The following is a 13,803-nucleotide window of genomic DNA, read 5'->3' on the forward strand; positions in this document are numbered from 1 at the left end:
TTCCGGCTCGTTCAATGTAAAAAGAGGAGCGTATTATGGGGGCTTATTTCCGCCCTTTTTTCACTTTTTCCCGGATATAGATGATCTTCCCGCTCTGGTCCTTTGACTGCCGTTCGTCGACTTCGAACAGCCCAAGCGACTGGATCAGGTCGAAGAACTTCCGGAACCCGTAGTTGCGTGCATCGAACTCGGGGCTCTTTTTCTGGAGGTTGCTGCCGACAAGCCCCAGCTCCGCCCAGCCTTTGTCATCCGAGGAGTCTTCGATACTGCTCCGAAGCAGCCGCAGGAACCGGGGATCGTTTTTCACGGTGCTGATGCCGGTGATCTCCGGCCGGGCCTCTCCCGACGTCGTGGGCGTATCGGCAGCCCGCAGGATTTCCGTATAGATGAATTTGTCGCAGGCATCGACAAAGGGTTTGGGCGTCCGCTTCTCCCCAAAGCCGTACACAATCAGGCCCGATTCGCGGATCCGGGACGCAAGGCGGGTGAAGTCGCTGTCGCTTGAGACGATACAGAACCCGTCAACATTGCCCGCGTGGAGCAGGTCCATCGCATCGATGATCATCGCGCTGTCCGTGGCATTCTTTCCCGAAGAATAATTGAACTGCTGGATCGGGACGATGGAATGCGACAGGAGGACATCCTTCCAGGGCTGGAGCTGGGGCGTTGTCCAGTTGCCATAGATCCGTTTCACGGAAGCGATGCCGTATTTCGCAACTTCATCCAGGAGGTTCTTGATGATGCTTGCCTGTGCATTGTCGGCATCGATCAGGACCGCCAGTTTTCTCTGGCGTTCTTGCGGCTGGTACGAGTAATCCATTGATTGACAGTATGCATGCGACTTCATAAAGATATAGCGGGATAGCTGCGGGAGGCCGGGTTTTTTGCATCGCGGGAACCGGGAAGGGCTTACGCCAGCCCCGGTGTCCCCGGACCTGCGGAGTATGTTATAACAGTTCCAATTGTTGCTGCGATTAAGAGGCGCTCCCTCGTTTACCACAATAAACCGGTACGATAGTGCGAACAGCGACTAATGGGCAAATACCTGGAGATCCGGAGGATTCCTGTTATTCAACAAGGGACGTAAAATCTCATCTAATCCATAAATTTATGGTATCAGACTTGTAGATGCAAGGGTATCCCATGTTGAAGCATATCTCGTATCGTCTTGGCATGGACGGGGGACTCTATATCGGCATCTCGCTTGGTGCTGTAGCCGCCGCTGTTTTAATCCTGCTCCTTGTTCTTATCTTCCCCGCCAGTCCTTCACTGGTGCTTGCTGTCACCGCGGCAATCATTGTGTCCGGGATCCTGCTTGCCGGTTGCATTCTCTGGCTCCAGAATGTACGGAAAAAGTCCACCGATATCCTCTGCACATGCCGGTACCGCAGTTCCCTGTACACGTTTTGCCGGGAATGCGCCCTGAAGGAAACCTGTACGGCACCCGCAGGGGGAACGGAAGCGGGAAAAGACAAGTGACTATGGATAGATGTCCCCTATGCCCGTGAACAAAAACCGTTTCCATAATACTGGTCACACCTCCTGCCAAAACGATGACGGAGTGAGTGCGCTTCTGGGAGTCATCCTGATGATCGCTCTTGTTGTCAGCCTGACCGGAATTTTATCAGGCTTTTTTCTGGGTTTTATGATGCCTGTCCAGAAGACAGTGTACCTTATAGCTGATGCACAGTATTCCCAGAAGAACGGCAGTCCCCTGATCACGCTTTCCCACCAGGGTGGAGAAGCTCTCCCGCTGTCCGGTCTGGGTCCTGCCTCAATTCAGGTTGTTTCCAGCAGTGGCAGCCAGACCGCTCAGCCGGATCCTTCGGGCCTTGTCTGGAAACCCGGCATGACCCTGTATATTGCAAGAACTTCGGCCGGATATACGGTAACCAATGATGTGAACAGGATTCCTGCCTCACCCCTGGAATTTCCCGGGGGTCAGACCATCGTATCCATCGTTGACTCCTCAAACACCATGCTGATTTACAGCAAAACGCTCCAGATACCGGTACCCCTGTCGAACGTAACCACCAGCCAGACAGTAGCTTATTCTCTTGTGTCCAATAGCACTACCACCACGATTCCTTCATCAACAAGTACTCCAACGCCAACGGCTACGGTATCCGAGGTTCCCACTTCCAGCGTTACCGCTTCCCCAACAGCAACCCAGTCACCAGTAGAGACAACAAACACTACAGCCTCGCCAACGGCAACGTCTACTTCCGTCCCGACAACCAATACCACAGCCACGCTGACAACTACAACAACTCCCACGCCGACCGCGATAAGTACCCGGACAATAACCGTGATCTGGTCTCCCTCCGCATCGGGATATGGATCCCTGTCTCCTCCGACAAAACTGGCGAATTCCGCGGAAGTCATAGTTCCCCGGGGAAGCAGCAAGACCATCTATTATGTTCCAAATGCAAACGTTTCGGTCCGGACCATCACGCTGGATGGAACAAAGGTATACACCGGATCATCGATAGGAACCACGGTATCCTACACCGTAACAAACATCGTTGAGGATCGTACCCTGATTGCAACATTCGGCTGAAGCCAGATACCTTTTTCCCGGCATTCAGATGAAAAGAGGAACACCGTATGAGCAGGATTTCCCCGGTATGGCCAGTGCCTTTCTAAAAATCCAGACCGGTGAAACCAAAACGCAACCGTTAATCTGCCAGCGCCCGGAATACCGGTATATGCCAAAAAAACGGATGTACGTCTGCCCGATCGAGGCCGCAATGGACGTGATTGGCGGGAAATGGAAACCGCACATCCTCTGGAAGATCAAGGACGCCCCGCTCCGGTTTGGGGCTATCCAGGAGAAACTGCCGGCGATCTCCCAGAAGATGCTCACCCGCCAGCTCCGGGCCCTTGAAGCAGACAGCCTGGTCTCCCGCACGGAGTATCCCGGCATGCCCCCCCGGGTCGAGTATGCCCTGACGGAACGCGGGCAGAGCGTCATCCCGATCCTCTCATCCCTGAAAGACTGGGCGGATGAGGAACTGGCAGACCAGATCAACGAGCACGAGTGACCGGAACGAGCCCATCGCCGCATCAGGGTCTGGAATTCTCTTTTTTGGATTTTTAAAAAATCAAAAAAAAAGGAGCCGGTAATTCCAAAAATTATTCCCGGACCCCATTCCACGTGAGCGCTGAACCGGCAAGTTCACTCTTGTTTACCGCGTGTACCCACCGGCCGGTGAATGATCTCTTGTTCTCTGACAGTTCAAAGACGAAGAACCCGGTATCGTCATCGCTTTCCGCATAGGTCCCGACCAGGGTATTTCCCTGTACTGTGGCGTTGAGGGACCCGGTAAAATTGCCCACGCCGGGATAGGTGTAACGGTAGTTCCCGGTCACGTCCGTTCCCGCCTGAGCAAGGTGCAGAATCGAAACCGTGCTGTTGCCGTCTTTTTCAAGCCAGGTCGAATTCCATGTCCCGGCCCATGGCAGGGTCTCCGGTGAGGGAGGGGCAGTTGTGGTTGCGATAGCCGGGGATTCAACGGGTGCAGCCGTGGCAGCAGGTGAGGGCGTTGTGGCCGGGGCAGAGCCCGTGCAGCCGGACGCGGCCAGCATCACACAGAGGGTGCCGGCCAGGATAAGAACAAGGGTTTTTCTCATCATGATCTCCGTACTATCTTCCCGGTAGTTTTTATGCCTGCTGCAGTGAGAATGACCGGGGGTATCATCATCGCGGGGCAGATCTATCTGCCAGCGAAAAGAATGTGATCACGATGCAGGGCCGGAGGCGGTACCCTCCGATAATCCAGGTCGATGAACGGCCCCCTTCCTGACATTTTTGTCCCTGTTCCCTTTATCGTCCAGCGAAGTCTTCGTTAATCTGGAGATTGGTGAGAGAATGCTGTACAGGAAGTTCCCGCGGGCCGGTGAGGATGTCTCGATCCTCGGTTTCGGGCGCATGCGGCTGCCGGTCGAGGCAGGCCAGCAGGCCGGAGGAAAGATCGATGTGCCGCAGGCGACCCAGATGATCCGCACGGCCATCGACGCCGGAGTCAATTACATTGATACGGCCTACCCGTACCACAACGGGGAGAGCGAGGTTGTTGTCGGAAAGGCGCTGGAAGGTGGGTACCGCGACCGGGTCTTCATTGCCACCAAGCTCCCGAGCTGGCTTGTCACTGGCCGGGAGGACATGGACAAGTTCCTTGACGAGCAGCTCGCCCGGCTCGGAACCGACCATATCGATTTCTATCTCCACCACGGGCTCGGCGCCGAGACATGGGAGAACCTTTCCCGGCTTGGCGTCCTTGAATTCCTTGACAGTGCCCGGGCTGACGGCCGGATCCGTCACCCGGCGTTCTCCTTCCACGACCCGTTCTCCGTGTTCAAAGAGATTGTCGATTCCTATGAGTGGACCTTTGCCCAGGTCCAGTACAACTACATGGACGAGCAGTTCCAGGCCGGCGCACGCAGGGCGTGAAGTACGCTGCAGAACGGGGCCTTGGGATCGTTGTCATGGAACCGCTCCGGGGCGGCCTCCTCTCCGGCGACGTCCCCGCCATCCACCAGCATCTCATCAATGCCCCGGTCCGGCGCACGCCGTCGGAATGGGGGCTCCGCTGGGTCTGGAACCACCCGGAGGTCACGGTCGTGCTCTCCGGCATGAATGCGATGGAGCAGGTCCGGGAGAACCTTGCCACTGCAGAACAGGGCGTGGCGAATTCGCTCTCGCCCGGAGATCTTGCCGTTATCGAAACACTGCGGGACACGTTTGCCTCCCGCGTGAAGATCCCCTGCACCGGCTGCCGGTACTGCATGCCGTGCGAGAACGGCGTGGACATTCCCTCGTGCTTCATGTATTACAACCAGGCATACACTTACGAGGCAAAGGAGAAAGCACAAGGCGTGTACTTCTGGGCCCTCAATGGTTCGTTCGCCGGGGGCGTGCCGGGGTATGCATCCTGCTGTGTTGAGTGCGGGGAGTGCGAGGAGAAATGCCCGCAGCATTTTCCCATCCGGGAATACCTGCACGAGGTTAGTGAATTTTTCGGGAAATGAAAAAACTGAGGTAGTACCATGCCAGTAATCACGATTGATCTATGGAAAGTAACCCCTGAAGTGAAAGCAGAACTGATCGAGAAACTGACCAGGACCGCGTCGGAGATCACAAAACTTCCGCCGCCTGCATTTTTCGTCTATGTCCGGGAGTATCCGCTCGACGCGATCGGCACGGGCGGAGTCCCGCTCGCGCAGCAGAACCTGCCGCCGCATGCGCCAAAGGAATAACAATCCCTTTTACCGGTCCCGCTCTGGCAGTGGTTAAGCGGCTGTTGCAGTGCAGCAGATTTCCTGGTGGGTGGGGGCCCTGCCCCGGACCCTGGAGATGAGTACGCGGCGGGTAATGGAATATCGCTCTCATCAACATAGTAACAATTTTATATGCGGATGCCTATGACTTCAGCTATACAAAGCTGCAATCACTCCGGCATCTGTCGTCATTAAAAAATTACACCGGAATGGGAGATTCAAAATGAAGAATATCTCAATGAACGTGTTGCCCGTGTTCCTGTTCCTTGTTCTGTTTATCATCGTTGGCGGCTGCATAACCAAAACAACCGACAACGACAACAGCGGCATGAGCGGACCTTCGGGTCAGGTCGTGAGCGCCAATCCGGGCACACTGAACGTTCCCGACGTGGAAACCACAGTTTCCGGGATCTCAGGGCCGGGATCCGAAGACGTGAATTATTTTTCAGACGGGAAAGATTTTCCCCTTACTCGTGAGCAGATCCTGAAACACCTGAGGACGGCCAATGAGGTTGCCAAGGAAGCGAAGGCAGCCGGCCATCACCCCTTTGGCGCAGTGCTTGTGGCGCCGGATGGCGAGACGGTGCTGATGAAACAGGGAAACATGGGGGGTCTCTCGCATGCCGAAACAGAGCTCTCGCGGCGGGCGTCTCTGCAATACGATCCTGATTACCTGTGGAATTGCACCCTGGTGACGACGTTTGAACCGTGCGCTATGTGCTCCGGGAACATCTACTGGGCCAATATCGGAAATATGGCCTATGGCGCTCCGGAAACCACGTTGAAGAACCTGACCGGCGCAAGCAAGAGCAATCCCACGATGAACCTGCCGTCCCGCACGGTCTTTGCGGCGGGGCAGAAGCCTATCCGGGTGGCGGGCCCCTTTCCGGAACTGGAAGACGAACTGGTTGCCCCCCACAGGGACTTCTGGAAATGAAACCTGCTGTAATCTTTTTTTAAAAAATTATTTCCTTTTTTTGCCCGGGCAACGTATCATTTCTCCCCCGGCTTTTCTTTACAATCTGTTGTCTGGTTGTAATTCTTTCCTGATCGGTCCGGTGATTTTATCTCCGGACAACTTACCTGGGTAAGGTGGTATCCCCTGTTGGCGAAATCCTCTTTTTTATGGATAGCTTTTCATTGAGGCAGCCCCGGAATCCCTCAGGGCCGGTGCGGGCGGAAGGGGTGCGGGCAGAGCGCCCGGTCCACATAATGCGGGTGGAAGATCCGGGGCGGGGGATGTATGCAAAGTGCCCGTGCAGCAACCGGTCAACAGGATCAGAAAAAACAGGCGACCTGCTCTCGCGTGCAGGAGCCTTTCACCTCAGGGCATTATGTGACCGGCATGCAACGTATTCAGCCACCAGGTAATAATTCCCCAGGTCCTCTTTATCCAGCCCGCGGAACGCGAAGAGTTCGTCCCACAGGAGGCTGCTCCCCTCGACCATGAAGTACGCGGAGTAGAGTTCGACTGCACCGATAATGGCCCTTCCCCGGAACATCTCATCCTGGGTTTCATACAGGTGTTTTCCCGTCCCGGTATTTTCCATGACAAAACCCTGCACCTCAGGAGTTGTCCCTGCCGGCATCTTTCGTGCGTGGCACTCGTTTGAGAGAATATTGTCTTTGACAACATCGCGCAGGGCGTCCGAGGTCAGTTCCCGCACGGGATATTTGCCGGTGAGATACGCGAGGATCTCGGGACCGGTTTTTTTGTTGGGCTGAAGCAGGGACCGGTACGTCTTTGCCGTTTCCTTCCACGTGCTGACCAGTTCCGGGGTGACTTTTCGGGCGAGCATTGGTACGTATGTTTGCGCCGGGAGGGGATAAAACGGATTTTTCAAAATGGGGGGTTGGGACTGCCCGGTACATGAAGGGAGATGCCCGTTATTTGTTGGTGATCGCTTTTCCTGCTGACGGATTGTTGCGTGCCTGAGGGGAGAGAGGGTGAGCGGTCAAATCCGGCACGCACACGCGGGTTTTTGAGATCGGGGCGCCATTGCTATGCATGGCAGAACAGGTGGAAGGAGCGATTCTCCAGCGGGACGGGTCCACGTATGCGGTGATGGTGCGATCACCCGCCGGCCTTGTCACGCCGGAACTTCTCGAACGTGTGGCAGCGATAGCCCGGAAATACCACATCGGCACTGTGAAGATCACCTCCGGCCAGCGGCTCGACCTCATCGGGGTTAAGAGGGAAGACCTTGATGCTGTTTTTGCAGACCTGGGCCCTGATGCCGTGCGAAGGACCGGGCCCTGCGTCCGGTACGTCCGGTCCTGCCCCGGCATACGGCACTGCAAAAACGGGACGCAGGACTCCCTTGCCCTTGCCCTTTCTCTCGAAGCAAAATACCGGGAACTGCCCTTCCCGGCGAAACTGAAACTGGGCATCTCGGGCTGCCCCCGGTGCTGCGCCGACAGCCATACCCGGGATATCGGGATTATGGGATCAAAGGACGGCTGGACGGTACTGTTTGGCGGGAACGGCGGCACAAGGCCCCGGTTCGGCGATGTGCTGGCAACGGGTCTGACAACAGAAGAAGTGCTTGACCTGATGGACCGGTTACTGGAATATTTCCGGACGCATGCAAAACAGAAGGAACGGACCTCGCGGTTCATGGAACGCATCACGCTGGATGGACTGCGAAGCGATTTCCTCAACCTGATACCATATATCTCCCTGGAGAAGTGAGGGGGACAAAAAAATCAGATGGGCAGGACGAGCCCTTGTTCTTCCGCAGGAGTCCTCATGGAGTATCCTCCCGTTCCATTCAGACCGGATCCCCCTGCCGTGACTGACAAGGGTCTGCCAGTTCTCCGTTTCACATCCCGAGATATTTCAGCACGCCGTACACCAGGAACGCCGGCCAGAGCAGCGCTTTTATCACGCCGATCACTCCTGCAAGGAAGCTCGTGGCCGTTGTGAGGTAATAGTACAGGGCGCCCAGGAAGCCCAGGGCATACAGGGCGCCTCCGGACCCGTGGCAGGCATGATGTTTCATCGTGTGCCCAACGTCACACCAGCATTTTGAAGACGGTTCGGTTGTTTCGTTCTCCATGGTTTCCACTTCCGTATGAGAATACGTACAGCCTGCAGGAGAATAAAAAACCTGGTATCGGGATATGTTCCTCCCGGTCTGCCGGTCTTGCGGGGAAAGGAAAAAAAGTACGGTTCAGAGCCCTTCCGCGGGCAGTTTCGGGAGCCGGTCCCGGAAATGCCAGAAGATGAGGGCAAGCAGTACGTAGAAGATCGCAACGAACCACCCGAATTCGCCCAGCATCATGGACCCGGCCGGTGTCGTTACCGTGAGAGATGGATAGAAGACCTGGATGAAATAATTCCAGAACCCGTGGAAGAGGATCGCAACCCAGACACTCCCGGATGCCAGGCGGAGCCATGCGAGGATGATCCCGGCGCCCATGACCGAAGGAATGAACACCGCCAGCGAGTACCAGGCCGGCCCGGTGCCATGGTAGGAACCAAAGAGGATCAGCGGGATGTGCCACGCGGTCCAGATGGCTGCGGAGATCAGCGCGAGGGTGGTGAATCCGGAGAACCGGCCCAGTTCGGGAACAAGGAAGCCCCGCCAGCCGAACTCTTCACCGGCTGCAGCAAACAGGTTGAACGCGATGGCGTACAGGGACGCGGGAATAAACGCGAGCGAGAAGACGATGGCGGCATTTTCGGAATTGAACGGTGCAATATTCGAGATCCATGCAAGGCCGAACATGATAAGGCCAGCAGCAACGGGAAGGAGTACCCCCGTAAGAATCCAGACCGGTTTGCCGGGCCGGATACCAAAGCCCTTCAGGTTCCGCTGGAACCAGAGCCGGGTTATGACAGCGGCAAGTGCCGGACACCACATGACGCCGATGGTGCACACAAGCAGGAGATTCCGGTTTTCCGGAACCGGCGGGGTGATCGCGGTCAGGTACCAGAATACCGATGAGAAGGCAAAGGTAAGGACAACAAACGTCAGTACGGTGACGCGGGCACCGGCCTGAACGGACGGTGAGCCGGAGTTCCCGGACGGGGCAGGGGATTCCATAGAACAATCATCGGCCGGAGAAAGATAAGGGTATCTGCCGGGACACGGTTTTCTGACAGACTCCAATACGGCCACTCGAAGAACCATTACAGGTTCTTCTCTTTTCCCGGCTCGTACTGTTCATGGCAGTTCTGGCCGTTGCCGGCAGTATTGTTGCCGGAATGCATTATTACGCCGTAGACCTTCCTCAGCAGAAGACGGTGCAGGCACCGGCTAATGTGATCGATACTAAGCAGTTCCATGCATGTATCGAGAATGTACGAGCATGAACTGCGATAGGGCTTCTGATTGCGATTTCGCTGAAGGCTGATGTGGCGTGACCGGTGCAAACTTTACTGCTCGACCGGGTAGGCCCGAAAACATTCCCATCAAACTCTTTTACCGACGTGAAATCTGGCATATGCCCGTATTCGGGCAATAGATGCAGCCGGTTCGATCCTGCCCTCCGGGAGTCTGTGGACGGGAAAATCGGCTGTTGTACAAGCGCTATTTGCGTCCTCATTTCTCCGACGTGAAATTCACAAAAAATGGTGAATTAGTCTTCCGTTTTGGCGATTTTGTCCTCCTGATGTGCTTACCGGGGGGAAACGAAGCCCTGTACGGGGCCGGATTTTCACCTCTCACTCATGGGTCCGGGCTGGGCATTGCCACACCCGGCCGGAATGGCTTTGTGCTGCCCGGTGCCGGTCGGGGTGTGGGAAAAGGGGGCGGCCGGAAACCCTGCAAAGAATGGAAAAACAGAACGGTAAGGTAAAAAGAGACGAATTTCCCCGCGCAGGTTTTTACTTACGCCGGGAGAGATCTCTTCCGGCCAATCCCTGCTCATTTCATTTTCCTTTTCTTCCCGGGCACCGTTCGTATTTTCGAACGTGTAGCTGATTGGGAGAGAAATCATATATATCAAAATTATAAATCGCTCAGTGTGGACAACCGGTAGTTGTTTCACAAGAAGAAGAGGACGGGTTCGCCCCAGGTAGAATTGCGGCTGAACCCGGTCCCGCCCGTAGGCATGAGAACATTATCTTCTGATCCTATGAAGGTTTTCCCCTGCCGGCGAGCGAAGGCTATCAAAAAAGGTGAGAACAAATGAGCATACGTAAAACGTTTGTCATCCTGCAGGCGTTGCTGCTGGCAGGGATGGTAATGGTACCGATGGTGAATGCCGATAAGGCCTCATCTGCATCGGATATAGTAACGCTTGTTGATAAAAATGCTATTTCAGAGGATACTGCTCTCCAGTCTGCACGTGCTGCGGTCGAAGATTTTGTCAGCAGAGGTGCACTTGACAATAACTGGGACGGGGCAACCGTAGATCCCAAATCAGACATTATCTATGACCTCAACGGGAAACCACTATTCTATCTCTTCTCTGTTGAGAGCAAAGGGAAAAGAATCGGTGAGATCAAGGCCGCAGCGAGCAAGGTTGTCGGGGGTGCCATTGTCACGATCGGCCCCGGCGCCGGACCTGTCGATCTGGATTCCGCCAAAACGCACGCCAGAGAGATCATCGAAAAAGAATACAAGGGAACGGTAATCAACTCAATGACTCTGGTATGTTATGATTATCCCGACATGGCGATATTATTCAGGTTCTCTGCGCCGGGATCGAAGGAAAAAACCCTGATACTGGACGCGTATGATTTCTCAGTTATTCCGGAGTCAAAACAGGTCTCCTATTATAACGGGATCCATTCGTCGGATATCAGCACCCGTATTGCAAATGCCGAATCCGAACAGGATTCCCTCATGAACCGGCAGACCGTATTATCAGTTAAAGCAGGGGCGACCAAGACTCTGAGCGGATTCCCCCTTTATGCTCAGCAGGCAAATGGGTGGTGTCCTTTTGCGACAGCCCAGATGATATCCGGATACTATGGATATTCGCGAACACAATCCGGAATCGCCAGTACCATGGGAATATCAAACCCCAGTAACGGTGCCACACTCCAGGAAACCCTCTCGAATTATTATCAGCTATCTACGGCATCCGGCGGATTAGGAAAACCGAATTCCCAACTCAGGTATACCGGCATGTTCTCGTATGATGATTTTATTAGCAATCTGAGCGCAAACCGCCCCCAGCATGCAAGCCGCTATGAATCATTGTCCCTTCACGCACGTGCTGTTGCCGGGTATTCGTATTCGTCTTCATCATCACAGTATCTGTATATCTACGATCCAGGCCCGGTCAATGTGGGATCCCTGTACTGGGAAAACTGGAATACCTTCCTGTCAGGATCAAATCCGGTGCAAGGAGTTATTTTCATCAGAAACTAAACGGTCACAGGACGAACGATGATGCCTGGAAAAATAACACCATTCTTCTTTTTTTTCATCCTTGCTTTCCTGATCACCCCATTTCCGGTCATGGGGCTTGAATACCCGTTACATCCTGCATGGGAAGTCCCACTCGTTCCTTCAGATAATCCGGCCAATCTCTCCCCGGTACTGCATGTCGCGGAAGAAGGTCGGCTCATTTCCCTGAATTACCCGTATAGTCCGGATTTTTTCGTTTATGACGGGAACGGATCGCTTCTCTTCAACAAAACACTCACTGCTGAAAAAATCCCCTGGGTTTCATCTATCACTCCTGTTCCCGATGGAACTGGCATTGTGATCACTCAACTGGTCCCGGGCTGTTGTCACGGGTCCGTATCCAATACCACCTCAAACAAGGTGACATTCTATGACAGGTCCGGCAGGATTGTCTGGGATTATGTGACATACCAGCCGCCCCTTGCTTCCGCTGTTTTACCGAACACCGGTGATATCGTTGTCGGGACAGAAGACGGGAGAATCATCGGTCTTGACAGGAACGGATCGGTACGCTGGACAACCGTTGTTGACGCCCCTGTGCTTTCCTTTGCTGCATCAGCGGATGGAAGTACCCTTGTTGCGGCGGGAGACAGCAACTACGATTCATGGATACATTACGGTGAGCGGCTCAGCCCGTACGACCTGTTTTTCCTTGACGGGACGGGTTCGGTCCTCGGGAAATACCAGACGCGGGGTCAGAACACGGTTGCTGTCAGCAGAAACGGGTCCGTGATTGCGGTGATCGGGGGACGTTTCGGCAATCTCATGATGTTCAACCGTACGGGGACAATGACCGGGGAGAGATCGTTTCCCGGTGCCGGAACAGCACTGGATATTTCAGATGACGGTACCCGGCTTGTTGTGGAAACTTCCGAAGGGCGGGTCTATGCTCTGGATGGGAAGATGCAGGAGATTGTCTCTTTGCCCGGAGAACCCGGCCAGAGAATTGCAGTATCCGATACCGGCGATGTCCTTGCACGGGGAGGGAATTGGAATATTACGCTGTACAGGATTGCAACCGGAGAGAATCTTGGAACCGTTCAGGCCGGCAGCGGGGTCCGGTTTATTTCAGCAGTTCCCGGAACCGGATCGTTCGTCATCAGTACCGGACAAAAAATGTCTTTTTTTACCATGACGACAGGAAAACCATACCAGGAATCTGTCAGGGACACGGCATCTCCTGCAGGTCTGCCGGTAACCTCCACCCCGTTTCCGGAAGTTGTTGTTATAACGGCACTGGGCGTGTGCTCCATTCTCCACCGGGTTGTGAATAAGGGGAAATAATACCCGGCGTTCCGGGGTGTTGAGCACCACAATTTCCTGACAACAGATATTCCCATGACAACGATTTCTGGATTGGGCCCGGAACAGCAAACTTAGAACAGGAGAGAAAAACCTTGAAAGAAACAGAAAATCTGAAAAGATGGATCATATGGGGCACGATACCCTTTATCCTGCTCTTCATTTTTTTTCTCGCGATCCTCATCCACCCAATCGGTCCCGGACTGCCGCAGCACCAGGATTTTTCCACCGGGGTTATCTGGAACGTGGGACATCGTTGCGACTCGCCGGATCGTGCGAATCCCCCGGGACCTGATCTCTGTATCAGCCAGCGGAACTCAGGAAACTACCCGCAATTTCCGTCCCTGACTCAGACTGCAGGTTATGCGACTGCGAGTTATGCCGTGTTCCGGAAACCGGGAACGAACCAGCCCCGCGTTTTTGCAATCTGGTATTTCGAAAATCCGGAGGATTGTAACAGATCGGAAGAGCAGTTGTCCAGGTACCTGAAAGCCGGTGGACAGGTTACACCTGTCGCGCTCAATCTTACGACCGAGATTCAGTCCTGGGAATATTCGGGCAGACAAGCCTCGCCAACAACATTGGAGGGTACAACGTTCGAGGGCAATGATACGGCAGGGTATTTCTTTGTCATAAAAAAAGCGGTCATGCCGGGCAGGGACGATTGTTTCATCGAATACTTTGGCCTGGTCGGGGAGAACAACCTTTCAGCGGGTTCAGCCGATCTCAGGCAGATCATTGCGCTGGAGGGGAATCCCTGGTACCTCTTTACCGGTCGGACCGGGTCAATATCTGATGACGGGAAGGTCCATTCCTGAGAGAACACAATGGACGATGAGTTACACATGGATCTGGT

17 protein-coding genes are annotated in these 13,803 nt (G+C 54.6%); 12 read left to right on the forward strand and 5 right to left on the reverse strand.

The features are described 5' to 3' along the window. Positions 1-43 precede the first annotated feature (43 nt). Positions 44-820, reverse strand: coding sequence for an NYN domain-containing protein (locus METFOR_RS07635; protein WP_015285544.1), 777 nt, complete (start codon positions 818-820; stop codon positions 44-46). A 323-nt stretch (positions 821-1,143) separates the two neighbouring features. On the opposite strand from METFOR_RS07635, the gene METFOR_RS07640 reads away from it, so the two are divergent. From METFOR_RS07640 to METFOR_RS07650, 3 genes are all read left to right on the forward strand, one after another. Continuing rightward, entirely contained in the window at positions 1,144-1,479 is a 336-nt protein-coding gene (locus tag METFOR_RS07640) for a hypothetical protein (RefSeq protein WP_015285545.1), read from the forward strand. A gap of 82 nt (positions 1,480-1,561) precedes the next feature. Then, on the forward strand, positions 1,562-2,560 hold the full coding sequence (locus tag METFOR_RS14845; RefSeq protein WP_158491361.1) for a type IV pilin: 999 nt from the start codon (positions 1,562-1,564) through the stop codon (positions 2,558-2,560). A 148-nt stretch (positions 2,561-2,708) separates the two neighbouring features. Next, on the forward strand, positions 2,709-3,044 hold the full coding sequence (locus tag METFOR_RS07650; protein WP_048111250.1) for a winged helix-turn-helix transcriptional regulator: 336 nt from the start codon (positions 2,709-2,711) through the stop codon (positions 3,042-3,044). 91 nt (positions 3,045-3,135) lie between these two features. On the opposite strand, the gene METFOR_RS07655 is transcribed toward METFOR_RS07650, so the two are convergent. Further along, positions 3,136-3,636: a hypothetical protein gene (locus METFOR_RS07655; protein ID WP_048110876.1), complete on the reverse strand. Its 501-nt coding sequence runs from the start codon at positions 3,634-3,636 to the stop codon at positions 3,136-3,138. Between the two features lie 235 nt (positions 3,637-3,871). On the opposite strand from METFOR_RS07655, the gene METFOR_RS15935 reads away from it, so the two are divergent. The 4 genes from METFOR_RS15935 (at position 3,872) to METFOR_RS07670 (ending at position 6,217) form a co-directional block, all read left to right on the forward strand. Next, the gene (locus tag METFOR_RS15935) at positions 3,872-4,453 is read left to right on the forward strand and encodes an aldo/keto reductase (RefSeq protein ID WP_233504365.1); all 582 of its coding nucleotides are present in this window, start codon (positions 3,872-3,874) and stop codon (positions 4,451-4,453) included. Next, positions 4,450-5,031: a 4Fe-4S dicluster domain-containing protein gene (locus METFOR_RS15940; RefSeq protein ID WP_233504366.1), complete on the forward strand. Its 582-nt coding sequence runs from the start codon at positions 4,450-4,452 to the stop codon at positions 5,029-5,031. Before METFOR_RS15935 ends, METFOR_RS15940 begins: the two co-directional genes overlap by 4 nt. 18 nt (positions 5,032-5,049) lie before the next feature. Beyond that, positions 5,050-5,259 carry a tautomerase family protein gene (locus tag METFOR_RS07665; RefSeq protein WP_015285549.1) on the forward strand — a complete coding sequence of 70 codons (210 nt, stop codon included), beginning with the start codon at positions 5,050-5,052 and terminating at the stop codon, positions 5,257-5,259. Positions 5,260-5,503: 244 nt separating this feature from the next. Further along, the gene (locus METFOR_RS07670) at positions 5,504-6,217 is read left to right on the forward strand and encodes a nucleoside deaminase (RefSeq protein WP_015285550.1); all 714 of its coding nucleotides are present in this window, start codon (positions 5,504-5,506) and stop codon (positions 6,215-6,217) included. A 382-nt stretch (positions 6,218-6,599) separates the two neighbouring features. On the opposite strand, the gene METFOR_RS07675 is transcribed toward METFOR_RS07670, so the two are convergent. After that, a complete protein-coding gene (locus METFOR_RS07675; RefSeq protein ID WP_015285551.1) occupies positions 6,600-7,079 on the reverse strand; it encodes a hypothetical protein in 480 nt (159 codons plus the stop codon). 209 nt (positions 7,080-7,288) lie between these two features. Between METFOR_RS07675 and METFOR_RS07680 the strand changes: the two genes are divergently transcribed. After that, positions 7,289-7,972: a nitrite/sulfite reductase domain-containing protein gene (locus METFOR_RS07680; protein WP_015285552.1), complete on the forward strand. Its 684-nt coding sequence runs from the start codon at positions 7,289-7,291 to the stop codon at positions 7,970-7,972. Between the two features lie 130 nt (positions 7,973-8,102). Here the strand turns inward: METFOR_RS07680 and METFOR_RS07685 are convergent, their stop codons facing one another. Continuing rightward, positions 8,103-8,339 carry a hypothetical protein gene (locus METFOR_RS07685; RefSeq protein ID WP_015285553.1) on the reverse strand — a complete coding sequence of 79 codons (237 nt, stop codon included), beginning with the start codon at positions 8,337-8,339 and terminating at the stop codon, positions 8,103-8,105. Positions 8,340-8,453: 114 nt separating this feature from the next. Next, positions 8,454-9,329, reverse strand: coding sequence for a CPBP family intramembrane glutamic endopeptidase (locus METFOR_RS07690; protein WP_015285554.1), 876 nt, complete (start codon positions 9,327-9,329; stop codon positions 8,454-8,456). A 122-nt stretch (positions 9,330-9,451) separates the two neighbouring features. On the opposite strand from METFOR_RS07690, the gene METFOR_RS15560 reads away from it, so the two are divergent. The 4 genes from METFOR_RS15560 to METFOR_RS15330 all read left to right on the forward strand — a co-directional run bounded on the left by METFOR_RS15560 (position 9,452) and on the right by METFOR_RS15330 (position 13,765). Next, positions 9,452-9,598, forward strand: a complete 147-nt coding sequence (locus METFOR_RS15560) for a hypothetical protein (RefSeq protein ID WP_158491362.1) — start codon at positions 9,452-9,454, stop codon at positions 9,596-9,598. 817 nt (positions 9,599-10,415) lie between these two features. After that, on the forward strand, positions 10,416-11,606 hold the full coding sequence (locus METFOR_RS07700; RefSeq protein ID WP_015285557.1) for a C39 family peptidase: 1,191 nt from the start codon (positions 10,416-10,418) through the stop codon (positions 11,604-11,606). An 18-nt stretch (positions 11,607-11,624) separates the two neighbouring features. Further along, entirely contained in the window at positions 11,625-12,929 is a 1,305-nt protein-coding gene (locus tag METFOR_RS07705; RefSeq protein WP_015285558.1) for an outer membrane protein assembly factor BamB family protein, read from the forward strand. A gap of 491 nt (positions 12,930-13,420) precedes the next feature. After that, on the forward strand, positions 13,421-13,765 hold the full coding sequence (locus tag METFOR_RS15330) for a hypothetical protein (RefSeq protein WP_148277633.1): 345 nt from the start codon (positions 13,421-13,423) through the stop codon (positions 13,763-13,765). The last annotated feature ends 38 nt before the right edge of the window (positions 13,766-13,803 follow it).

This window comes from Methanoregula formicica SMSP (assembly GCF_000327485.1).
Lineage (GTDB): Archaea > Halobacteriota > Methanomicrobia > Methanomicrobiales > Methanospirillaceae > Methanoregula > Methanoregula formicica.

Coding starts and splice junctions, on each gene's coding strand:
- METFOR_RS07655 (WP_048110876.1), bottom strand. CDS start 3,636: ATGATGAGAAAAACCCTTGTTCTTATCCTGGCCGGCACCCTCTGTGTG.
- METFOR_RS07705 (WP_015285558.1), top strand. CDS start 11,625: ATGATGCCTGGAAAAATAACACCATTCTTCTTTTTTTTCATCCTTGCT.
- METFOR_RS07650 (WP_048111250.1), top strand. CDS start 2,709: ATGCCAAAAAAACGGATGTACGTCTGCCCGATCGAGGCCGCAATGGAC.
- METFOR_RS07675 (WP_015285551.1), bottom strand. CDS start 7,079: ATGCTCGCCCGAAAAGTCACCCCGGAACTGGTCAGCACGTGGAAGGAA.
- METFOR_RS07665 (WP_015285549.1), top strand. CDS start 5,050: ATGCCAGTAATCACGATTGATCTATGGAAAGTAACCCCTGAAGTGAAA.
- METFOR_RS15560 (WP_158491362.1), top strand. CDS start 9,452: ATGGCAGTTCTGGCCGTTGCCGGCAGTATTGTTGCCGGAATGCATTAT.
- METFOR_RS07685 (WP_015285553.1), bottom strand. CDS start 8,339: ATGGAGAACGAAACAACCGAACCGTCTTCAAAATGCTGGTGTGACGTT.
- METFOR_RS07640 (WP_015285545.1), top strand. CDS start 1,144: ATGTTGAAGCATATCTCGTATCGTCTTGGCATGGACGGGGGACTCTAT.
- METFOR_RS07690 (WP_015285554.1), bottom strand. CDS start 9,329: ATGGAATCCCCTGCCCCGTCCGGGAACTCCGGCTCACCGTCCGTTCAG.
- METFOR_RS07700 (WP_015285557.1), top strand. CDS start 10,416: ATGAGCATACGTAAAACGTTTGTCATCCTGCAGGCGTTGCTGCTGGCA.
- METFOR_RS07670 (WP_015285550.1), top strand. CDS start 5,504: ATGAAGAATATCTCAATGAACGTGTTGCCCGTGTTCCTGTTCCTTGTT.
- METFOR_RS07635 (WP_015285544.1), bottom strand. CDS start 820: ATGGATTACTCGTACCAGCCGCAAGAACGCCAGAGAAAACTGGCGGTC.
- METFOR_RS15935 (WP_233504365.1), top strand. CDS start 3,872: ATGCTGTACAGGAAGTTCCCGCGGGCCGGTGAGGATGTCTCGATCCTC.
- METFOR_RS07680 (WP_015285552.1), top strand. CDS start 7,289: ATGGCAGAACAGGTGGAAGGAGCGATTCTCCAGCGGGACGGGTCCACG.